Here is a 22,910-nt window from a genome sequence, read left to right on the forward strand (position 1 = left end):
ATTACGAATAGCAAGGGGATTTAATCGTATACCAAAGGCTGCTCTGAACAACTTACACCGTCGTCGTTTCAGCTACCTGTTTTTTCTCTTTATACTTATATTTAAAGATCATCGTTTGAACTATCAAGAGAAACCCACTGACAGACCAGTACAATGGCAAGGCTGCAGCAACGTTAAATGAGAACACAGCCATAATAATCGGTGTGAAATAGCCGAGCATCGCCATTTGCTTTTGCTGTTGGTCATCCATGCCTGAAAGAGATACTCTAAACTGAATCAGATATACTGCACCGGCAATGAATGGTAAAATCATGTCAGTTTGTCCAAGGTTAAACCAGAGAAAGCTGTGCTGGGCAATTTCCGGTGTACGCATAATTGCATAGTAAAAGCCGATCATGATCGGAAATTGAATGAGCATCGGTAAACAGCCCATTGATGTAATTGGATTAAAGTTATGCTCTCTATATAGTGCCAGCATTTCTTGTTGTAGTTTTTGCTGATTTTCAGGATTCTTTTTATCTTTGTACTTCTCTTTGATTTCTTCCATCGCTGGCTTGATTTCATTCATTTTTGCCCTAGTCGTTTGTTGTGTTTTATATTGTTTCATCATAAGCGGCATAAGAGCGAGTCGAATGAGAAATGTCACAAACACAAGAGATAACCCGTAATTGCCTGCAAACATTGCAGCAAAAAACTTAATCAAAAATGAAAACGGCCAGACGACATAATGGTTAAAGAAGCCCGTCGTATCCGCATCAATCGGCTCAGTTGAAGCTCCACAACCTCCCAGAAGTAACAATAATCCAAAAGCAATGAAAATAAGCTTATATTTATTTACGTACGTGAACACAGATGTTTTTCCCATATTAATCCTCCTCGTTTCATTTCAATCATTTCCAACGAGAAGGAAAAATAATCCGCATCATCCTCAGGTGCTTCTTTTCTTTTCACGATTCTTGTAATCCAGTTTTGTCGCTCTTCACTTTTTTCAATCAGTTCAGTATCAGGAACTTGTTCCAGGTGGAGCGAATGGATTTCCCGATTCGCCATATAGCGATTACGAACCACACATTCATTCGACATAAAATTTATCATTTGTGAACCTGCAATCGTCACATACAAACTAATTGAAAGTATGAGTGGGACAAGATCATGATAATGCTCGAAAAACATCTGTATTCACCTCCTTTTTTCTACGTTTACAATACCTTTATCATCGTTGATTTGAAATCAAAAGTCAAAGGCAGGTTTTGGTATGCTACCTACTTCTTCTCAAAGGGAATTCAGCCATCCGTAGGTTCCTCTCCCTTTTTTTCAAGTCATTTTATGCGAGGTTTAGATCGCTTTTTTGCCGAGCGTGACCCTGGCTTTCTACTTTTCACTGCGTTACCTTGCTTTTTCCACGGCTTCTTTTGATTCCGATCAATCCTCGTGCTTTTCTTTTTTATACGATTGTAACCGCTGGCAGGTTTCTCCTCTTCACGACGGCTGTCCTGTTTGACGTTGTATTCAACTCTATCAATGGCAAACCCTATGCCTTTTTCGATCATATCCAAATGCATTCGATCCTTAGGCGCTACAAGGGTCACAGCCAGGCCATCTTTCCCTGCGCGTCCTGTACGGCCAATTCGATGGACGTAACTTTCTACATCATGTGGAATGTCGTAATTATAAACGTGTGTAACTCCTTCTACATCAAGACCTCTCGCCGCAACATCAGTGGCCACTAGATACTGAATTTTCATCTCACGAAATCGTTTCATGACTTTTTCCCGCTTTGCCTGAGATAGATCGCCATGAAGCTCATCAGAACTGTAACCATGATCTTGCAGTGCTTCATTTAGCGTGGAAGCTCTTCGTTTTGTCCGACAAAACAGAATGGCTAAAAACGGCTGATGCTCGTCCAACATCGCACGAAGCGTCGCCTGCTTAGCGCGATCTGTCGTTTCAACCACGATTTGCCTAATTTCCCGAACGGTAATTTCTGAAGCGGCTACTTTAATATGCTCCGCTTTTGCCATATACCTTTTTGTTAAATCGCGAATTTCTTTTGGCATCGTTGCAGAAAACAGCATCATCTGTCGGTTTGCCGGTGTTTTTTGGATAATATCTTCTACTTCGTTTAAGAAACCCATGTGAAGCATTTGATCAGCTTCATCAAGGACGAGCATAGATACGCGATCGAGTCGAATCGTTCCTCTTCGTAAGTGGTCTAGAAGTCTTCCTGGTGTTGCTACCACTAGGTGAGCCCCTCTTTTTAGTTTATGAAGCTGTTTCTCAATATCTTGCCCCCCATACACCGCTAATGTTTGCAAGTCGTTTTGGTGTTTAGTAAGCTTATTCACTTCTTTTGATATTTGCAGCGCTAATTCCCTTGTGGGTGCTAATACAAGCCCTTGAATATCAGACGAAGTTACCTCAATCTTTTCAAGGATTGGTAATAAAAATGCCAATGTTTTTCCCGTACCGGTTTGAGATTGAGCTACCACATTACTTCCTTTTAGCAATATTGGAATCGACCGTTCTTGAATCTCCGTTGCTTTTGTTATCCCGAGGTCATTTAATACGTCGTTTAAATCTGATTTTATACCTAGATGTTCAAATCCCTTCAAGCTATTAACCCCCTGTTTTCGCGTAAAAAAACCAGAAAACATACACGATTTCTGGTTTTAACAGTCTTACGATTTATTATTTGTTCATTTTCATTTCTTCAATCACTTGATCTAATTGAGCATGGTCATAAGGAGAACCGTCAATGTGATTCCAGAGCAAATTACCCTTCTCATCAAATAACCATGTGCCGCCTTGAATGTACACGTCCTGTGTTTTCATTGAGTGCATAACAACTTTTTTCTTTTTCTCTTCTTTCGGAATAAAATTTTTCACTTTTCCGGTTAAAAACCCAAAGGCAGCTATACCTAACACCTTCAGCTTCGGCGGTGTCTGGTGACCCAAGCCTTGATAAGCTTGCCTTGACGGATCTCCGTATATCGGAAACGGATACGGTCCGAAAGCATCTACAAACTGCTTCACAAATGTTGCTTTTGATGGAGCAACGACGACAATTTTATAGTCTTGCCTCTCAATTTCAACAACACGCTTACGCAACTGCGTAAGATAACCTCGACAAACCGGTCAACCGAGATGACGTACAAACACCACCATTGCCTTTTGTCCGCTTATTTCATGTGCGATCGTCGTATCGTGGCCTTCCCCTTGGACTGTATAGTCGAGTTTCATCTTACGTTCACCTCACATATCGAATCTTTATCGCTACCGATAGTATAACAGGTTTTGTTGTAAGTTTCCGTCATTCTCGTTTTCATGGTAAGATAACACTTACTATTAGTAACACTGAAGGAGACGTTTATGAACGGGCAAAACCGCAAAAACATTCAACCTGGAACGCACGTCCAAATCGTTCTAAAAAAAGACCAACGCACAGGAGAACTGACACGCGGTGTTGTGAAAGACTTGTTAACTAAGTCTTCCTCCCACCCGCATGGCATTAAAGTGCGCCTGCAAGATGGTCAAGTTGGACGAGTGAAAGAAATCTTAGAAGACGAAGAGGTGTAACTGCCTTGTCGTCTTTTTTTCTGTTTTCTTAATTTGAGTTAATGTTTTTTTCCTCGAGAGTTAAGAAAGTATAGAAATCTACGTTTCTGCACCTAGCTTCGGGCGCCTTGCGCTTTTCTTGGCTTCGATACAAACTCATTCCCCTCAATCCAAAATCGCCACGGATAGTCACGAGCTTCCCCTGTATTCTCAATACCAATTCGCGGACCCGCGACAACGTGCTCGTTCGATACCTCTCTTTCTCCGTGTGCAATGTATAATGGCGGCTCATCAAATCGTAATCCATAGTCACCTTTCGTAATTCCAAGGGCTTTAGTTAATTTTCCTGGACCACTGGTAAGTTCGTGGCGTTTTCGGTCTCCCCGACGCTGAAACATTAAGGCTTCACCTTCTAATGGTTCTACTGCTCGAATGAGAACCGCTTGCGGCACTCCGATCTCACCACAGACAACATTGACTAAACAGTGGGTATGCATGACATACGTATAAACAAATCCAGCAGGCCCAAACATGACTTCCGTTCTTTTCGTTCGTCTGCCACCAAAACTATGAGCAGCACGGTCTTCAGGCCCTTTGTATGCTTCCGTTTCCACGATTATTCCTGATGCTCGCCCTTTTGGCGACTCCTTTACCAAAACCTTACCGAGAAGGTTCCGGGCTACATCTAAAGTCGGTTTTTTATAAAATTCAGCACCTAGAGGCTTATGATCCATTCTGCTTCTCTCCTTTAGCTTGTCGATCATTGATAATATTTTGCAGATGTTACGTGAAAAAGATGTATTTGACACTTCCGAAGTTGAAGTTGCTCCAATTGGAGTCAACGGAGCACTATGTGCATTTTTGAACCAAGGTATCAAAGAGTTGAGCAACGTCTATTTCTCATCGATTACTCGAGACCGGCAATTGCATCTTTCGCCCAAAAATGAAAACACAGAAGGAATACCAGAGCCAAGGTGACGAGGTCTTTAAAATCCTCGGCATCTCCGCCCTTTTGGTCTCCTTTTTGAAACGCACATTTAATTACTATTTTCAAATATTTTTTATTTCCCTTCTAAATCCTTGTAAAAACAAGGATGTAAACGTTATATTAAGTATTTTTTTATTGGGAATGTTCAGAATTATTGCGTTTTTACTATTGACCTATTATTTCAATGATTGTATGATTAGCGACAACATTAAAAAACAAACGTGGTTATCACCTTTGTCATGGGCTTTGCCTTCTGTTACATATCGAGTAAACAAGGTCATTTTGTACAATTTGATTTTGTCGTTTTAAAGCGTTCAATTATTAAAGAAAGGAGTGGTTTACGTGAGCAGTCAATGGATCTTTCTTAGCGGTCAATTTGTAAAAAAAGAAGAAGCAGTCGTATCGGTTTATGATCACGGGTTTTTGTATGGCGATGGGGTGTTCGAAGGGATTCGCGTCTACAACGGAAATATCTTTAAACTAGATGAACACTTGAACCGGCTTTACGATTCTGCACAGTCAATCATGATGACTGTCCCTTACACGAAGGAGGAAATGTCAGCGATTATTGTAGAATCAGTACAAAAAAACAGACTAGACAGCGCGTATATTCGAGTTGTCGTCTCCCGCGGACCTGGTAATCTTGGCCTTGATCCTACGTTCTGCTCAGAACCACGAGTCGTTGTCATAGTTGAAGAACTCAACATGTTCCCAAAGGAATTATACGAGCGCGGACTTCGTGTAGGATCAGTTGCCAGTCGTAGAAACCGCCCGGATGTGCTGAGTCCTCAAGTAAAATCTCTTAACTATTTAAATAATATTTTAGTAAAGCTTGAAGCTAATCAAGCTGGGGTTGATGAAGCACTCATGCTCAACGACCAAGGATACGTCACAGAAGGTTCAGCAGATAACATCTTCATTGTGAAGAATGACACAATTTATACCCCTCCCATTTACCTCGGGGCTTTGGAAGGTATCACAAGAAATGCCATTATCGACCTAGCCAACCAACATGGGTACAAGCTTAAGGAAACACCTTTCACCCGGCATGACGTTTACGTAGCAGATGAGGTCTTTTTAACAGGAACAGCGATAGAAGTAATTGCCGTTGTTGATGTGGATGGTCGAAAAATTTCTGATGGCAAGCCGGGAAAAGTAACCCAGCACCTGTTATCTGTCTTTAGAAACCTTGTAACTACAGACGGTGTTTCTTGCTATCCAGAAGTCACAAAACAACAATCACGCGTAGGATAAGTTCTGGCGTTTCTTGTAGGAGGGAAAATCATTATGGTAACATTTCTAGTCTCCATTACACTACTGATCATTGGTTATATGGTCTATTCAAAAGTAGTAGAACGAGTTTTTGGCATCAACGATCAAAATAAAACACCCGCCTATAAAAAAAGTGACGGAATGGACTATGTTCCGATGAGCTGGTGGAAAGGAAGTTTAATTCAGCTTCTTAACATCGCAGGGCTAGGACCTATTTTTGGGGCCATTATGGGTGCCCTCTATGGTCCAATCGCATTCATTTGGATTGTTGTTGGCTGTCTTTTTGCCGGGGCGGTTCACGATTATTTTTCAGGGATGCTTTCCCTCCGTCATAACGGGGAGCAATATCCTACGATCGTCGGTAGGTATCTCGGAAAGTCTGTGAGAGTCTTCATCCACATTGTCTCTATCGTGTTAATGATCTTAGTTGCTGCAGCGTTCACAGCTGGCCCTGCTCAACTCATCGCTGAGCTTACACCTTTAAGTTTTATCGTCGCTCTTGGTGTCATTTTTGCATATTTTTTAGTCGCTGCAATTTTACCTGTAAACAAAGTGATCGGAAAAATCTACCCTGTTTTTGGGGCGATTTTAATCTTCATGGCTCTCTCAATTGCTGGAGCACTGATATTTACCAACCAACCGATTCCGAATATAACGATGTCCAACCTTCATCCAGAATCTTTGCCTTTATGGCCGCTCTTAATGGTTACTGTCTCTTGTGGAGCGATCTCAGGGTTTCATAGTACTCAAAGCCCAATTATTGCCCGGACAATTAAAAAAGAGTCAGATGGTAGAAAAGTATTTTACGGAGCAATGGTTGCAGAAGGTATCATTGCCCTCATTTGGGCCGCTGCTGGAATGACATTCTTTGGCGGAACGAACGGATTACAAGGAGCCCTTGCTGCAGGAGGGCCTGCCGGTGTTGTGAATGAAATCTCTACTTCTCTACTAGGAACTATTGGCGGTATTCTTGCGATTTTAGGCGTTATCATTTTGCCTATTACTACTGGAGACACGGCGTTACGTTCTTCCCGGATGATGCTAACTGAGTTTCTCAGTAAAGCTTTCACCAATCTCGATGGGAAAAAGAAAATTATTTTTGCTACTATTCCTGTCACAGTTCCTGCGATCTTCCTTGCAACGATCGATTACACATTTTTGTGGCGTTACGTAGGCTGGACAAACCAGGTTGTTGCCACGGTAATGCTCTGGACAGGTGCGATGTATTTACTTAAACACAAGAAGCTTCATTGGATCTGTAGTGTCCCCGCTATTTTCATGACTAGCGTAGTATGCACGTACATTTTTTATGCTCCAGAAGGATTTAATTTAGGTTTTCAGTCATCAATTATCATCGGTCTCACTTTAACTATAGCTGTTGGTATTTGGTATACTCGCCAAATCCTCGCTCACCTAAAAACAATAGAGAAAGAAGAAGTCTCCAAAATTGCCTCTTAATAGAAAAACTGCCTCAACTTAAAGTTGAGGCAGTTTTTCTATTATTTCTCGGGCAATAATTGTTAGAACATGTCGAATAGAGTAGCTTTAAACTCCCACCGATCAAACCCACAATTGAAACATGAAAGTATGCATATTAAAACCACCCTAAAAGCCAACACTTTTAGAGTGGTTTCTCGTTTTTAGCGATTCATCCGCTCTAAAAACCCACCGAGTAAATCATCAACATCTTCATCTTCTGGTTCCTCTTCTTTTTCAACGTCTTCTTCTGACGCAGCTGCCTGCTCACTTCGGACTTGAGCCCAATCAAAGTTATCTAAGTCACGTTCAAATGACGTCTCATCATGCCTGTCGTAACCTTCATCTGACTGTTTAGTTTCATCGCCTGGTGAAGGTTCAGGTTCAAACCTACTGGAAGCAGCCAGCTCATCCTCTTGTAAATACAGTGCCTCATCAATATCTAACGAGTTGCTGTTCAATGAAGCCAAAACGGAAGTCGCACGAACAGGATCAGCTAGGAGCTGATAAATAATGTTACCAATCAGCGCCTCCGAATGAGCATGCTTCAGCCAGTTTCGCTGTTCTTTATTGAGCTGCTTCGGAAGAGGAACTGTAACCGTCTCTCGTTCCTTTTGAATAGACTGACTAACTCCATCCAGCGTATACTCGGCAATTTTACTGGAAAAGTTTCGTTTCTCTGTCTCTTTTAAGTCCTGTAATTGTTTTATGAGATGCTCAGGTGTATCCGAAGGGAGACGAAATGTGATCGCCTGCCCTCTTTGAATGCCGCCTGTCCCCTTTTTATTCATGGAATCACCTGGTTAGTTTTTTACTGCTTTCTTCTCTGCTTCTTTCTTTTTACTCTCTTTTGCCTTGTTTTTCTTTCTTTCAGAGTCAGAGATTAGTTTGTAATAGGCATTAGCCATCATCCAAATGCTTTCTTTTTCATCTTCAAAGAAATCAATATTGTAACCATCAAGGTTGTTATTAAGTGTCTTAATATAGTCCTTCAACACCATGGCGCCTCCACCTACAAAATAACAAATCTCTGATTGGGAGTTTTTCGCCCATACATTTCGCAAGTGACGGTACTGTTTTTTTGCCAGTTCCAATAAAATACGGTCAGTAATGTCATGTACACTCGTACGGCTACCTTTAACCATAATATGATTGCGGTCGTTTTTCTTTGTTAATATGTCGACTACATCACGACGACTATCTAGCTCTACACCGTGCTTTGAACGAATTTCTTCGCGAATCGACTCTAATGATTCGGAAACACCGAGATTAAAGCCTTGTGCTTTGTCGTCATCAACATTGCGATTGCGAATTACCGCGATATCAGTCGAAAGCCCCCCAATGTCCTGAATGAGGATTTGTTTGTCGATTAAATCACGGTTAATAATGTTCAATTCTTTGTCCATAACAAGGTTAATGTATGCTGCGAAACCTTCAGGGTAAACTTTGACTTCATCAAATTTAATGTTTACTTTCATTCCTTGATATTTAGGTGTTACTAAAAATTCAACTTGGTGAACAGAGCTTAACAGTTGTGAACGATAACCTACATCTTTTCCTTCTTTCACTTCACGAAGAGGGAGACCTGTACCAAGCGTGTAGTTTGCTTCTACTACTTGATTGTTCTTTTTAAAAAGATCCGCATTTTCCTCCTTAACAGCATCCAATGCTAAAGAAGCGAAAAGCATGACCAATGTTTGATCTTCTTCAGATTTACTGCTTCCAGGATCAATTTCCGTTGCATTATCTGACTTCGTAGCAAGATCGCCAACCCGATAAATTACATTGTTTTCCGATAGGGCAGGGGAGTGAACTCGAATGTGAATCCCATCTAATGGATCCTTTTCATTTAATTCTTCAATTCCAATAACCGGACGATCTTCAATATCTCTCGCAATTACGTTTGGTATGTAAAACTCAGAATCTGCCTTTCCAAATAACGCTTTCACTGAATCGTTTCCAACGTCAACAGCCGCAATTCTTGTTTGACTCATATTTATCATTCCTTCCAATAGAATAGTAGGGTAGTAGAGATTTTTACAAAAATGTCTTGCAAACTACCTCTACAGTAAAGAGTTTCGTATACCTTTTCGTTTTTCCTTCCTAATAGCAAAAGAAGAAAGAAAAAAATAGTAACTTGTACCATTTAATAAAAGAGTATAGTAGGTTGGCACATCCGTCAATGATCCATTCGTTGTGTACAATAACGTAAACATGTGTGCACTTTTGTATACATGTTTACAAACCTGTATACATACTGTTAATTCAACACGTGTACGATTTTGTAAACTTGTATACGTTTTTGTATACACAAAGATTACAAATTGTTTACATGTATACATTTTTGTATACATAAAATTATAATGAGAATTTACACTTAATAATTCGAAATCTGTAGAAAAAAGAGAGCTTTTACCTCCCCCCTCCTTTTCATAAATAAAATATTTTATTGCACTAAAAAAAAGTAACTTTATTTTTATAAAAAGTCCGTGTGCACAAATAGGTGAAATTTCCCATTTTTTCTTTAAACATCTCTAAAATCACATTATTATTATAGAAGGTGCTCCCTGAGTAGTTTGCAGTCTTACACAGCACGTGAAGTGCAGTCGTCGCTTCAAGAAAAGGGGACTAAAAACAGAAGACAATAATACGAACCAAAAAAGCGTGCAGTCTCCAAATTAGAGGCTGCACGCTTTTACAAATTTATTTACTTTAATTTAAACGAGCTTTTTAACGATACAATACGATTAAAAACAAGCTTTTCCCCGATCGTATGTTTCGGGTCGACGTTGAAGTATCCGTGGCGGAAAAACTGGAATTTATCCTGTACTTTTGCATCATCCATATTCGATTCAACATAGCCTTGTAGCACTTCTAACGAATCAGGATTGACAAGATCAAGAAATGTCTTGTCGACCTCTTCTACACCATCATTTTCTTTTTCATCTAAAATTAAAGAGTCGTACAAACGAAATTCTGCAGGTTTTGAATCACTTGCGTCCACCCAGTGGATCGTTCCTTTCACTTTTCGACCCGTAAATCCCGTACCGCTTTTCGTTTCCGGATCGTACGTACAGTGAAGCTCCACGACATTCCCCTCTTCGTCTTTTACGAAGTCTTCGCATTTAATAAAGTACGCATGTTTTAGGCGGACTTCGTTTCCTGGATAAAGACGGTGGTACTTTTTCGGAGGGTCTTCCATAAAATCCTCTTGCTCAATAAATATTTCACGAGAAAATGGAATTTGACGTTTGCCCATCTCTGGGTTTTCTGGATTAATGTCGGCTTCAAGCAGCTCACTTTCACCTTCAGGGTAGTTCGTAATGATCACCTTCAACGGTCGAATCACACTCATCGTGCGAGGGGCTTTCATTTTTAAATCTTCACGGATAAAGTGCTCGAGCATTTGAACATCTACAGCACCATTTCCTTTCGACACGCCCGTTGCACGAATGAATTCACGAATCGCTTCAGGTGTAAAACCACGGCGGCGAAGTCCTGAAATTGTCGGTAAACGAGGGTCGTCCCAGCCATCGACAAAATTTTCATCGACTAATTGCTTCAATTTACGCTTACTCATGACGGTATTGGTCAAATTCAAGCGCCCGAATTCAATTTGCTGAGGTTGTGCTTCCATTTCGGTATTTTCGACAACCCAATTATATAGAGGGCGTTGTTCCTCGAATTCTGTCGTACAAATGGAATGTGTTACTCCCTCAATCGCATCTTCAATTGGGTGAGCAAAAGCGTACATCGGGTATATGCACCACTCATCTCCGGTATTATGGTGCTCAGTATGAGAAATACGGTACAATACCGGATCACGCATGTTCAAGTTCGGTGAACTCATATCAATTTTTGCACGCAAGACTTTTTCCCCATTAGCAAAGTTTCCAGCTTTCATTTGTTGAAATAAGTCAAGGTTTTCTTCAATACTCCTACTGCGAGAAGGGCTTTCTTTTCCCGGCTCGGTTAGCGTTCCACGGTATTCTCTGATCTCATCAATAGATAGATCCTCAACATAAGCAAGACCTTTATTGATCAAGATTATCGCCCGATTATACATTTCATCAAAATAATTGGATGCAAAATGGAGTTCTCCCCAATCAAATCCTAGCCATTTTACGTCTTCTTTGATGGACTCAACATATTCGCGATCCTCTTTTAATGGGTTGGTGTCATCAAAACGAAGGTTCGTTTTGCCCTTGAAGTCATCAGCTATTTCGAAGTTTAAGGCGATTGATTTTGCATGACCTATATGTAAGTAACCGTTTGGCTCTGGTGGAAAACGAGTCACAACTTCTTTGTGTTTTCCGGAGCTTAAATCTTTAGAAATAATGTTCTTTATAAAATTTGAAGAAGTCTCTTTATTCTCCATAGCTTTCAACCTCTCTATCGCTTCTTGTAATGAATCTGCAGTCTGCATGATACCTTCTACTATGTACCTATAGTAACATGTTTAAACGTGAAGATGTAGAATGAACGTGGCTAAGATTGGAAGAATTACTCAAAGAAATTCTACAATGGAAAAGGCCGCTGTAAATAAAACTCCCCCATCATTTCCTTACTACCTACACTTTTCCCGCCGGAGTCGCCGCCTTTCACTCTTTCGTATCATAAATCAATAACGAAAGTCTTAGTTGACCTTGTACTTTCATCAAAAAAGTTTTTATACAGAAAGTGACCTCGTAGCTGTCTCTTCCTCTGCTATTCATGCTCCGATGTGTATCCGCCCGAAACAACCCGATACTAATTCACGAAGTAATGCTAGTCGCTTGCGCTAGATATTGAAGCGTGGATTTTTATATTTTCTTAATTCTAATCAAAAACAAATCCAACTCCGAATACTCCATTTACGGCCTTTATGTAAGCGTTTCAAAAAATTTTACATTGTAAAAATAATATTTTTAAAATCCTATTACACCAACAATGTAAGCGCTATTATTAATAAAACTTTTTAAAATTATCAGATTTATTAAAAAAAACCTGTTGACCGCGCATTTTTATGGTTGTAAGATTATCGTCAACATCAAAAACGAGAATAAGCTTTTCCCAATCACGAAATAGCTTTTATTCGGGAGATGACACGGCCTTTTTTACAAATTTCAAAAGAAGAAAATGTAGAAGGTTATTCTTTTATTCTCTGAGTTTATCAATTTAAAGCGTTAAATCACAAAAGGAAGGAGTGGTTATGTATGAGTAATACTCAATGGATTTATTTGAGTGGAGAATTTGTCAAAAAAGAAGAAGCCGTTGTCTCTGTTTACGATCATGGTTTTCTTTACGGAGACGGGGTGTTCGAAGGTATTCGAGTCTACAGTGGCAACGTGTTTAAGTTAGATGCTCATTTAAATCGCCTCTATGAATCTGCCCAGTCTATAATGCTGAACATTCCATACACAAAGGAGGAGCTTCAGCAAATTATTGTTGACACCGTCTGTAAAAACAATTTATCAAGTGCTTACATTCGTGTCGTAGTCTCGCGTGGCGCAGGCAATCTCGGGTTAGATCCAGCATTTTGCTCACAGCCACGGGTCATTGTCATTGCTGAAGAATTGGCCCTCTTTCCTATGGAATTGTATCAACGAGGCTTGAAAATAGGATCCGTTGCCAGTCGCCGCAACAGACCGGATGTTTTAAGTCCACAAGTTAAATCACTTAATTACTTAAACAATATCCTTGTAAAGCTTGAAGCCAACCAAGCAGGTGTCGACGAGGCTTTGATGTTAAATGACCAAGGCTACGTAACCGAAGGCTCTGCTGATAATATATTCATCGTTAAAAACGGAACGATCTACACTCCCCCAGTTTATCTAGGGGCACTTGAAGGAATCACACGAAATGCCATTATCGAGCTCGCAAAAGAAAAAGGATATGACATGAAAGAGTCACCATTTACGAGGCACGATGTGTATGTTGCTGATGAAGTATTCTTAACAGGGACTGCTGTTGAGGTCATTGCAGTGGTTGAAGTGGATGGTCGGAAAGTGAATGATGGAAAACCTGGCAAAGTGACCAACCACTTGTTATCGGAGTTTAGAAACCTTGCCACAGAAGATGGTGTTCAGTGTTATAAACCAGAAGAAGACCATTCAGTTGTGAGTTAAAGAACTTTACACTTAGAAAATGTAAAACGATATAGTGACGAAAACTATGACGGGAATAAAGGAATAGAATCCGTATATTCACAGAGAGCCGGGGTTGCTGGAAGCCCGGAAATATACCCTATTCCGACATCATCCCTGAGTGTTAAGCTGAACAGCACTCCCTAAGTAGGCTTAATCGGGTGTTTTAAAAATACCTGTTATCAAAACCGGAGCACTTACTCTAAGTCGCTCCATAAGACAGTATTCGTAAGGGTACTGTAAATCCGGGTGGTACCGTGAAAAGTAAAAGTCCTTTTCTCCCCGTTACTCTGCATAACGAGCAGTTTATCGGGAGAGACAAGGGCTTTTTATTTTATTATGCAACCTCATTAAATGATTTTCATTATTCTCTTAGGAGGGATGACAAGGTGAAACTAGAAGTAAAGCCCGCTTACGAAGTCACAAAATCCAAAACGGGCGCCGACCTTCTCGTTCAAGCATTAAAAGAAGAGAACGTTGACACAGTATTTGGATACCCGGGAGGTGCTGTCTTACCGATCTATGACGCTATTTATCGAGCGAAGGATGCCTTCGAACATATTCTTACGCGCCATGAGCAAGGAGCTATCCATGCGGCTGAAGGCTATGCTCGAGTATCAGGGAAACCGGGTGTTGTGATGGCCACATCAGGGCCTGGCGCCACAAACCTCGTTACTGGAATTGCTGATGCAATGATGGATTCTTTGCCACTTGTCATATTCACCGGCCAGGTCGCCCGCACAGTTATCGGAACAGATGCCTTTCAAGAGGCTGATGTAATGGGAATTACAACACCGATTACAAAACAAAACTATCAGGTTCAATCTGTGAGTGACCTTCCTAGAATTGTCAAAGAAGCATTTCACATTGCTGGAACCGGTCGTCCAGGTCCAGTCGTTGTCGATATTCCGAAAGATATCTCGGCCAACCAGTGCAAAGACCACTATGACACAGCTTTTTACTTGCCTGGGTATCAGCCGACGACAAAGCCTAACCCGCTACAAATTAAAAAGCTAGCAGACGCGCTTTCTCAAGCGAAGAAACCAGTTATTCTATCAGGTGCAGGAGTTATGCACGGTAAAGCTTCCAGCTCACTAAAACGATTCGCTGAAAAACATTCTATACCGGTCACTACTACCCTGCTCGGATTAGGAAGCTTTCCAGGAAACAGCCCCCTCTCTCTCGGAATGGCAGGGATGCATGGAACCTATTCTGCAAACATGGCTCTCTATGAATGTGACTTACTCATTAACATTGGAGCTCGGTTTGATGACCGGTTAACCGGAAATCTTCAGCACTTTGCGCCACAAGCGACTGTAGCACATATTGATATCGACCCCGCAGAAATCGGTAAAAATGTGTCGACGCAAATCCCGATCGTAGCTAACGCCGATGACGCTCTTAAAGATCTACACAACCAAGCTACCCAATCACCAGATCACGGCGCCTGGCTCGATTCCTTGAACAATAATAATAAAAACTACCCTCTTTGGTACAACAATCCAGAGCAGGAGATGTGCCCACAGTGGTTAATTAAGACTGTCCATAAGGTTACAAACGGAGAAGCGATCGTAACGACAGATGTCGGCCAGCATCAAATGTGGGCTGCACAGTATTATACCTTTAACGAACCTAACCGCTGGGTCACTTCTGGAGGGCTTGGAACGATGGGATTTGGTTTTCCTGCAGCTATTGGCGCTCAACTTGCCGACCCTAAACGAGCAGTTGTCGCAGTTGTCGGGGACGGAGGGTTTCAAATGACCATGCAGGAGCTGTCTGTCCTGCAAGAAAAGAACCTTCCCGTTAAAGTAATCATCGTCAATAACGAAGCTCTCGGGATGGTTCGACAATGGCAGGAAGCCTTTTATGAGAAGCGTTATTCTGAGTCATTACTCCATGTCCAACCAGACTTTGTAAAACTAGTTGAAAGCTATCAAATCCGTGCATTTAAAATTACTTATCAAGATGAGCTTGTCCGGATTCTACCTGAAGTTTTCGCTTATGATGGCCCTGTCGTCTTGGATTGCCGGGTTCTTCAGGAGGAAAACGTCTATCCAATGATCGCACCAGGTAAAGGTCTGCACGAGATGATAGGGGTGAAACCATGAAACGAATTATTACTGCTCTAGTGCACAATCGAAGTGGTGTCCTCAATCGCCTTACTGGTTTACTACAGAGACGTCAGTTCAATATTGAAAGTATCTCTGTAGGCCGTACTGAAACCGAGGGGATTTCTAAGATGACATTTGTTGTTGAAATTGCCGATGAACAAAAGCTAGAACAACTTACCAAGCAGCTACACAAACAAATCGACGTATTAAAAGTCTCGGATATTACAGATAAAGCAATTGTTTCCCGTGAGCTTGCGCTAATCAAGGTTGTGAGCAGCGCTCAGCTAAGAAACGAAATGAATGGAATTATCGAACCGTTTCGGGCTTCCATCATTGACGTAAGTAAAGAAAGTCTCTCCATACAAGTAACAGGAAAGCCTGAAAAAATAGAAGCACTAGTTGATCTGCTTCGTCCCTATGGCATAAAAGAAATTGCCCGTACTGGGTTAACTGCATTTTTACGAGGGCAACAGCCTGCTGTTACTGAGTTAACTTCTTATTCTTTATTAAAATAAACTTTTATTTGAAAGGATGATCCACAATGGCAAAGGTACTTTATCACAATGACATTCAAGAAGAGGTTTTAAAAACAAAGAAAATCGCTGTAATCGGTTATGGCTCTCAAGGACACGCACACGCACTCAATTTAAAGGAAAGTGGTTTTGATGTTGTAGTCGGTCTGCGAAAAGGAAAGTCGTGGGATATGGCTGTAGAAGATGGTGTTCAAGTAGGGTCTGTCGCAGAAGCTACCGCACAAGCAGATGTCGTCATGGTCCTGCTCCCAGATGAGCTTCAACCGAAAGTGTACGAAGAAAGTATTAAGCCTAACCTTTACGAAGGAAATGCCCTCGTATTTGCCCATGGCTTTAATGTTCACTTTAACCAGGTCGTTCCTCCAGCTGACGTTGATGTATTTCTCGTAGCACCAAAAGGACCCGGACACCTTGTAAGACGCACATTTAGTGAAGGCGCCGGAGTCCCTGCCCTTTACGGCATCGAACAGGACTACACTGGAGAAGCAAAAAAGCTTGCTCTTGCTTATGCAAAAGGAATTGGTGCAGGACGTGCAGGCGTTCTGGAAACCTCCTTCCAAGAGGAAACAGAAACTGATCTGTTTGGAGAACAAGCCGTTCTTTGCGGAGGGCTTACAAGTCTTGTAAAAGCTGGTTTTGAGACACTGACTGAAGCAGGATATCAGCCTGAAGTTGCCTACTTTGAATGCTTACACGAACTAAAATTGATTGTTGACCTTATGTATGAAGGTGGTCTTGAAGGGATGCGTTACTCCATCTCGGATACCGCGCAATGGGGTGATTTTGTTTCGGGACCACGCGTCGTAAATGAAGAGACAAAAGCACGAATGAAAGAGGTACTAAACGATATCCAAACAGGCGTTTTTGCTAAAGGTTGGATCCTCGAAAACCAAGCAAATCGTCCCCAATTCAATGCTGTTAATAAAAAAGAAGCCGAGCACGAAATTGAAAAGGTTGGTCGAGAACTTCGGGAGCTGATGCCATTTGTAAAGAAATCTGCAAAAGCCGATAAAAAGGAAGTGGTCTCAAATGCCCCACGTTAACGTCTTTGATACTACCCTTCGTGATGGCGAGCAGTCACCAGGTGTAAATATTAATAAACTTGAAAAACTCGAAATTGCTAAACACCTCGAGCGACTAGGTGTAGATATTATGGAGGCTGGATTCCCAGCCTCCTCCCAAGGAGATTTCGAAGCAGTCAAAGCTATTGCCCAAACGATTAAAGGTGCATCAGTGACGGGTCTTGCACGCGCTAAAAAATCAGATATCGATACAGCCTGGGAGGCATTGAAGGATGCTAGTGAACCTCGGTTGCATATATTCCTTGCTACCTCCCCTATTCATATGACACATAAACTTAAGAAGGCACCGGAAGAAGTCGCCACGCAAGCTGTGGAAATGGTCTCATATGCAAAACAAAAATTTTCCCATGTTGAGTGGTCAGCTGAAGATGCTACCCGCTCTGACATCGACTTTCTTGTTTATATCATTGAAAAAGTCATCGATGCAGGGGCTACGGTCATTAACTTACCGGATACGGTTGGCTATACAACACCGGAAGAATACGGACTTCTTTTCAGAACCATAAGGGATCGTGTCCCAAACATCGATAAGGTTGCCCTCTCTGCCCACTGTCATGACGATTTGGGAATGGCTGTTGCCAACACGATCGCCGCCGTTGAAAATGGTGCCACTCAAATTGAGGGTACAATCAATGGGATCGGTGAACGTGCTGGCAATGCCGCACTGGAAGAGATCGCAGTTGCCTTGAATATCCGCCAAGATCAGTACCCTTATACAACCAACCTAGTTTTAAAAGAAATAAAGCGTACGAGTGATCTTGTGAGTAAACTTACTGGAATGCAAATACCAGGAAATAAAGCCGTTGTCGGACGTAATGCCTTTGCCCACGAGTCCGGGATCCATCAAGATGGGGTCATCAAAAATGCATCAACCTATGAAATCATTACACCTGAGCTTGTCGGTGTAGAATCTAACAATCTCGTACTTGGTAAACATTCTGGACGACGGGCTTTTAAAGAAAAGGTTGAACAGCTAGGCTTTCAGCTTACTGACGAGAAGCTTACTGAAGCCTTTACGACTTTCAAAAAACTGACCGATCGCAAAAAAGAAATCACTGGCGATGATTTATCCGCGATCCTCACCGATATCCAAACGACGTTAACAAACGTAAAGAAATATGAACTCCGTGCTTTTCAAGTTCAGTATGGATCTTCTAATCTTCCAACAGCAACCGTCGCTTTAATGACGCCTGAAGGAGCACCGGTGGAGACCGCCCGTACTGGCCAAGGAAGTGTCGAATCCTTGTACAATACGTTGGAAGCTCTTATTGAAGAAACCATTAACCTCACAGATTTTCAATTAAACTCTGTTGGAAAAGGGCGAGATGCATTAGCCGACGTCTACGTGAAAATGACCGTTAATGGCGATGAAGTAAACGGGCGCGGAACGGCACAGGACATCTTAGAAGCTTCCGCCATAGCCTTTTTAAATGCAGTCAATCGCTTTCTCTTAAATGAACATTCGATCAAGAAAGAAATGGCTTAAATATAAACGAGGAGGTTATTTCATGAGTAAAAAAATCGTGCTTCTCCCTGGTGATGGTATCGGTAATGAAGTCATCCAGGCTGCCAAAGACGTATTAACTGCAGTAGCTGAGGAATTTAATCATACATTTTCCTATCAAACTGAAGAAATTGGAGGAAGTGCCGTGGATAATCACGGCACTCCACTCCCTAAGCAAACCGTTGACGCGTGTAAAGAAGCGGACGCGATTTTACTTGGCGCTGTAGGAGGTCCTAAATGGGACAGTTACCCTTCACATTTACGTCCTGAAAAAGGGTTGTTGGGTATTCGGAAGACTCTTGGTTTATTTGCCAACTTAAGACCTGTTAAAGGCTTCAAGCACTTACTGCATGCTTCTCCTTTAAAAGAAGACGTCGTCAATGGTAGCGACCTTCTTATTGTTCGGGAGCTTACAGGCGGGATCTATTTTGGAACTCCTAGTGAAAGACAAAATGATGGGCAATCTGTGGTAGATACTCTCGCTTATTCAAAAGAAGAAATCGAACGAATCGTTGACAAAGCCTTTCAGTGTGCCCAACTCCGCCGTAAGCACCTTACTTCTGTAGACAAAGCCAATGTCCTCGAATCGAGTAAGCTTTGGCGTGAAGTCGTTGAGGAGAAAAAAGCATCCTACCCGGATGTTGCAGTAGAGCACTTGCTTGTTGATGCTGCTGCGATGAAATTAATCACAAATCCTAACCAATTCGATGTTATTGTCACAGAGAATATGTTCGGCGACATTTTAAGTGATGAGGCCTCTGTTTTAACCGGATCTCTCGGAATGCTTCCTTCCGCTAGCCTCCGGGAAGATGGCGTTGGTTTATATGAACCGGTTCATGGCTCCGCTCCTGATATCGCAGGACACGGGGTGGCTAATCCACTTGCAATGATTTTATCTACGGCACTCATGCTAAGGCACACCTTCCATTTGGAACATGAAGCTCAACTAATCGAATCTGCTGTAAAGGAAGTTCTTGATCAAGGTTATCATACGCCTGACCTTCAGCTTGCTAACGGTAAGAAGATCGGTACCGAAGCGATGACCGAAAAAATTGTGGAATTTATTAAGTCAGAAAGCGCCTCAAAAAGTATTATGAGTTGCTACGCCTAATGCTCAAAAGTAAGGAGTGACACGATGAAAAAACCAAAAACGATTGTTGAAAAGATCTGGGAACAGCATATTGTACATCAGGAAGATGAAAAACCTGATCTGCTATATATTGACTTACACCTCATTCACGAGGTCACTTCTCCCCAGGCATTTGAAGGGTTGAGACTAAAAAAACGGAATGTTCGGCGGCCAGACCGCACCTATGCAACAATGGATCACAACGTCCCGACAAAAAACCAATTGGTCATTAACGATCCCGTCTCAAAAAAGCAAATGGAAACATTGCAGCAAAACTGTGAAGAGTTTGGCATTCCACTTGCTGACATTACCCATCCTGACCAAGGCATTGTCCACGTTATTGGCCCTGAACTTGGTCTTACACAGCCAGGTAAAACGATTGTATGTGGAGATAGCCATACTTCTACCCACGGAGCTTTTGGTGCGTTAGCGTTTGGTATCGGCACTAGTGAAGTAGAACACGTTTTAGCTACACAAACGCTGTGGCAAGCACCTCCAAAAACACTCAATGTGAAAGTAAACGGAAAGCTGGGTACTGGTGTAACTGCAAAAGATTTAATTTTGTCTATTATCGGAAAACACGGCGTCCGTTTCGGCACAGGTTATGTGATTGAATATACAGGCGATGCCATTCGCTCTTTATCTATGGAAGAGCGGATGACTGTATGTAACATGTCGATTGAAGCCGGTGCAAGGGCAGGGTTAATCACACCCGATGAAACGACCTTCGAATATTTAAGAGGGAAACGCCATGTCCCTCAAGGACTCGCTTTCGATGAAGCAGTGGAAAAATGGTCGTCTCTTTCTACAGATGAAGGAGCAACTTATGATGCCACTGTTGAAATTGATGCATCTAAAGTCGAACCACAAGTGACATGGGGAACGAATCCAGGAATGTGTATTCCAATCAACGAAGCGGTTCCTGATCCAACTAAGGCCGAAAACCCTTCAAAACAGGATGAAATCAGCCGTGCTCTCGAGTACATGGGGCTCCGTGCTGGTGAACCCATCGCTTCAGTAAAGGTAGACCACGTGTTTATCGGTTCATGCACAAACTCAAGGTTAAGTGACTTAAGAAAGGCAGCTGAAGTAGTACGAGGGCACAAAGTCAATCCTTCCGTGCAAGCATTAGTAGTCCCTGGATCAAAAAGCGTAAAAATAGCTGCAGAACAAGAAGGGTTGGACCACATTTTTAAAGAGGCCGGGTTTGAATGGCGGGAAGCTGGATGCAGCATGTGTCTTGCCATGAATGACGACATCATTCCTCCAGGTGAACGGTGTGCGTCCACTTCAAACCGTAACTTCGAAGGTCGTCAAGGAAATGGCGCTCGAACACACCTTGTAAGCCCGGAAATGGCAGCGGCGGCGGCAATTAATGGGCGCTTTGTAGACGTACGAACTTTCTCTGCACAACCACTTTCTTCTTAAAGGAGGCCTTTCCACAATGGAACCAATTCGCACCCATAAGGGGACCGTTTCTCCCTTGAACCGGTCTAACGTCGATACAGACCAGATCATTCCTAAGCAATTCTTAAAACGGATTGAACGTCAAGGGTTCGGTGAATTCCTGTTTTACCACTGGCGTTTTGATGACGAAGGCAATCCGCGTAACGATTTTTCATTAAACGAGGAAAAATACGAAGGCTCAAGCATCCTCGTTGCGGGTGAAAATTTCGGCTGCGGATCCTCACGAGAACATGCACCATGGGCTTTGGAGGATTATGGATTCAAAGTTATTATTGCTCCAAGCTTTGCTGATATTTTTTATAATAACTGTGTCAAAAACGGGATCCTCCCCATTCAGCTTTCAGTAGAAGAAACGCAAGCGATACTTACCAAGGCTGAAGCAGGTATCTATTCATTAACGGTTGATTTGGAAAAGCAATCCGTCATTGGTGAAGATGGACTAGAGGCACTTTTTTCCCTTCCCTCTTATCATAAAGAAATGCTTCTCAATGGATGGGATGAAATCGCCGTTACGTTAACCCATGAAAATAAAATCACACAATTTGAACAAGGAGCGTGAAGACATTGGGAATTGCTTAACAGGACAACAAGTAATCGATGCAATGGCATTTGTGGAAAAGACAGTCCACAGAACTCCTCTGATCTCCTCTACATCCGTAAATAAAATGACTGGAAAACAGGTTTATTTCAAGATGGAGAATCAGCAAAAAACAGGGGCATTCAAACTTCGGGGTGCAAGCTATAAAGTATCACAACTAACTAGTGAAGAATGCAAGAAAGGAGTTATTGCCGCCTCAGCCGGGAACCACGCACAGGGGGTCGCTTTAGCAGCAGCAAAAAGAGGAATCCAAGCTAAGGTGTTTATGCCTGAAAAAACACCAAAGGCAAAAACCCTCGCCACTCAAAGCTACGGAGCTAAAACCATACTTACTGGCGACACTTTTCAGGAAGCTTATGAAGCCGCCTGTAAGGAACAGTATCGGACAAATAGCACATTCGTCCACCCTTTTGATGACCCGGATGTGATGGCCGGTCAAGGAACCATTGCTATCGAGATGCTTGAACAGCAACCCCTTCTTGATACCCTTATCATCCCAATTGGAGGAGGCGGATTAATCAGCGGCATGGCTGTTGCTGCCAAACACCTCAACCCGAGCATTAGGATAATCGGCGTACAAGTAAAAGCAGCAAGTGCTGTCTATAATCAATTCTATCAATGCGGCCCTTCTTCCCTCTCAAACGTGTCTACGATTGCTGAAGGAATCGCTGTAAAAAAACCAGGCACCAGGACTCTTCCCCTCATTAGTAGCTTCGTCGACGAAATCGTTACCGTATCAGATAACGACATTGCGACAGCTATGATGTACTTACTTGAGAGGAAAAAAACACTTGTAGAAGGGGCCGGCGCTGCTGCTCTAGCCGCCCTGCTCGTTCACGGCTCAAGGCTGAAAATGAAAAACTGCGGCATTATCGTGAGCGGTGGTAACATGGATATTTCCAAAATGCCTAGCATAGAAGCATTAGCAAGAGACAATTTTTTGTCCTGTTTAGCTTAGTGCAATTGCTTCAAAATAGCTGATGAAGGGTTCACAAATGGGTTAGATCTTTGTGAACCCTTTTTGCATTTTATGAACGAAATGAAGAAGTTAATTTTCAGAAAAAAACAAA

At 42.1% G+C, this 22,910-nt stretch carries 20 protein-coding genes; 12 read left to right on the forward strand and 8 right to left on the reverse strand.

Annotation, left to right across the window (positions count from 1 at the left end):
- Positions 1 to 52: 52 nt before the first annotated feature.
- The 4 genes from yidC to CDZ94_RS13450 form a co-directional block, all read right to left on the reverse strand.
- On the reverse strand, positions 53 to 865 hold the full coding sequence (yidC, locus tag CDZ94_RS13435) for a membrane protein insertase YidC (protein ID WP_096437864.1): 813 nt from the start codon (positions 863 to 865) through the stop codon (positions 53 to 55).
- Complete coding sequence (locus tag CDZ94_RS13440) at positions 835 to 1,173, reverse strand: hypothetical protein (protein WP_096437866.1); 339 nt, start codon at positions 1,171 to 1,173, stop codon at positions 835 to 837. The genes yidC and CDZ94_RS13440 overlap by 31 nt, the downstream gene beginning before the upstream one ends.
- A gap of 146 nt (positions 1,174 to 1,319) precedes the next feature.
- A complete protein-coding gene (locus tag CDZ94_RS13445) occupies positions 1,320 to 2,612 on the reverse strand; it encodes a DEAD/DEAH box helicase (RefSeq protein WP_232735675.1) in 1,293 nt (430 codons plus the stop codon).
- Positions 2,613 to 2,688: 76 nt separating this feature from the next.
- Positions 2,689 to 3,108, reverse strand: coding sequence for an AhpC/TSA family protein (locus CDZ94_RS13450; protein WP_096437870.1), 420 nt, complete (start codon positions 3,106 to 3,108; stop codon positions 2,689 to 2,691).
- 261 nt (positions 3,109 to 3,369) lie between these two features.
- Here CDZ94_RS13450 and CDZ94_RS13455 point away from each other — a divergent pair, with 261 nt between their 5' ends.
- The gene (locus tag CDZ94_RS13455) at positions 3,370 to 3,576 is read left to right on the forward strand and encodes a YwbE family protein (protein WP_096437872.1); all 207 of its coding nucleotides are present in this window, start codon (positions 3,370 to 3,372) and stop codon (positions 3,574 to 3,576) included.
- A 92-nt stretch (positions 3,577 to 3,668) separates the two neighbouring features.
- Here the strand turns inward: CDZ94_RS13455 and CDZ94_RS13460 are convergent, their stop codons facing one another.
- Entirely contained in the window at positions 3,669 to 4,289 is a 621-nt protein-coding gene (locus CDZ94_RS13460; protein WP_096437874.1) for a DNA-3-methyladenine glycosylase, read from the reverse strand.
- Between the two features lie 596 nt (positions 4,290 to 4,885).
- On the opposite strand from CDZ94_RS13460, the gene ilvE (CDZ94_RS13465) reads away from it, so the two are divergent.
- Together ilvE (CDZ94_RS13465) and CDZ94_RS13470 are read left to right on the forward strand one after the other, a co-directional pair.
- Complete coding sequence (gene ilvE, locus CDZ94_RS13465; protein WP_096437876.1) at positions 4,886 to 5,797, forward strand: branched-chain-amino-acid transaminase; 912 nt, start codon at positions 4,886 to 4,888, stop codon at positions 5,795 to 5,797.
- A 33-nt stretch (positions 5,798 to 5,830) separates the two neighbouring features.
- Complete coding sequence (locus tag CDZ94_RS13470) at positions 5,831 to 7,273, forward strand: carbon starvation CstA family protein (protein ID WP_096437878.1); 1,443 nt, start codon at positions 5,831 to 5,833, stop codon at positions 7,271 to 7,273.
- Between the two features lie 182 nt (positions 7,274 to 7,455).
- Here the strand turns inward: CDZ94_RS13470 and CDZ94_RS13475 are convergent, their stop codons facing one another.
- The 3 genes from CDZ94_RS13475 to CDZ94_RS13485 all read right to left on the reverse strand — a co-directional run bounded on the left by CDZ94_RS13475 (position 7,456) and on the right by CDZ94_RS13485 (position 11,669).
- A complete protein-coding gene (locus CDZ94_RS13475) occupies positions 7,456 to 8,082 on the reverse strand; it encodes a hypothetical protein (protein WP_096437880.1) in 627 nt (208 codons plus the stop codon).
- A 12-nt stretch (positions 8,083 to 8,094) separates the two neighbouring features.
- Positions 8,095 to 9,285, reverse strand: coding sequence for a ParM/StbA family protein (locus CDZ94_RS13480; protein ID WP_096437882.1), 1,191 nt, complete (start codon positions 9,283 to 9,285; stop codon positions 8,095 to 8,097).
- A gap of 713 nt (positions 9,286 to 9,998) precedes the next feature.
- Positions 9,999 to 11,669 carry a glutamine--tRNA ligase/YqeY domain fusion protein gene (locus tag CDZ94_RS13485; RefSeq protein ID WP_096440851.1) on the reverse strand — a complete coding sequence of 557 codons (1,671 nt, stop codon included), beginning with the start codon at positions 11,667 to 11,669 and terminating at the stop codon, positions 9,999 to 10,001.
- Positions 11,670 to 12,486: 817 nt separating this feature from the next.
- Here CDZ94_RS13485 and ilvE (CDZ94_RS13490) point away from each other — a divergent pair.
- From ilvE (CDZ94_RS13490) to ilvA, 9 genes are all read left to right on the forward strand, one after another.
- Positions 12,487 to 13,398, forward strand: coding sequence for a branched-chain-amino-acid transaminase (gene ilvE, locus CDZ94_RS13490; protein ID WP_096437884.1), 912 nt, complete (start codon positions 12,487 to 12,489; stop codon positions 13,396 to 13,398).
- Between the two features lie 407 nt (positions 13,399 to 13,805).
- Entirely contained in the window at positions 13,806 to 15,524 is a 1,719-nt protein-coding gene (gene ilvB / locus CDZ94_RS13495) for an acetolactate synthase large subunit (RefSeq protein ID WP_096437886.1), read from the forward strand.
- Positions 15,521 to 16,042, forward strand: a complete 522-nt coding sequence (gene ilvN, locus CDZ94_RS13500) for an acetolactate synthase small subunit (protein WP_096437888.1) — start codon at positions 15,521 to 15,523, stop codon at positions 16,040 to 16,042. The genes ilvB and ilvN overlap by 4 nt, the downstream gene beginning before the upstream one ends.
- Before the next feature lie 26 nt (positions 16,043 to 16,068).
- Positions 16,069 to 17,103: a ketol-acid reductoisomerase gene (gene ilvC / locus CDZ94_RS13505; RefSeq protein WP_096437890.1), complete on the forward strand. Its 1,035-nt coding sequence runs from the start codon at positions 16,069 to 16,071 to the stop codon at positions 17,101 to 17,103.
- Positions 17,090 to 18,628, forward strand: a complete 1,539-nt coding sequence (locus CDZ94_RS13510) for a 2-isopropylmalate synthase (protein WP_096437892.1) — start codon at positions 17,090 to 17,092, stop codon at positions 18,626 to 18,628. Before ilvC ends, CDZ94_RS13510 begins: the two co-directional genes overlap by 14 nt.
- Positions 18,629 to 18,650: 22 nt before the next feature.
- Positions 18,651 to 19,757, forward strand: a complete 1,107-nt coding sequence (gene leuB / locus CDZ94_RS13515) for a 3-isopropylmalate dehydrogenase (RefSeq protein ID WP_096437894.1) — start codon at positions 18,651 to 18,653, stop codon at positions 19,755 to 19,757.
- Positions 19,758 to 19,781: 24 nt separating this feature from the next.
- Positions 19,782 to 21,203, forward strand: a complete 1,422-nt coding sequence (leuC, locus tag CDZ94_RS13520) for a 3-isopropylmalate dehydratase large subunit (protein ID WP_096437896.1) — start codon at positions 19,782 to 19,784, stop codon at positions 21,201 to 21,203.
- Positions 21,204 to 21,219: 16 nt separating this feature from the next.
- A complete protein-coding gene (leuD, locus tag CDZ94_RS13525; protein ID WP_096437898.1) occupies positions 21,220 to 21,801 on the forward strand; it encodes a 3-isopropylmalate dehydratase small subunit in 582 nt (193 codons plus the stop codon).
- A gap of 43 nt (positions 21,802 to 21,844) precedes the next feature.
- Positions 21,845 to 22,798 (forward strand): threonine ammonia-lyase, encoded by a 954-nt coding sequence (gene ilvA, locus CDZ94_RS13530; RefSeq protein ID WP_096440853.1) that lies wholly within the window; start codon positions 21,845 to 21,847, stop codon positions 22,796 to 22,798.
- Positions 22,799 to 22,910: the final 112 nt, after the last annotated feature.

The sequence above is a fragment of the Alteribacter populi genome (assembly GCF_002352765.1).
GTDB classification, from domain to species: Bacteria; Bacillota; Bacilli; order Bacillales; family Salisediminibacteriaceae; genus Alteribacter; species Alteribacter populi.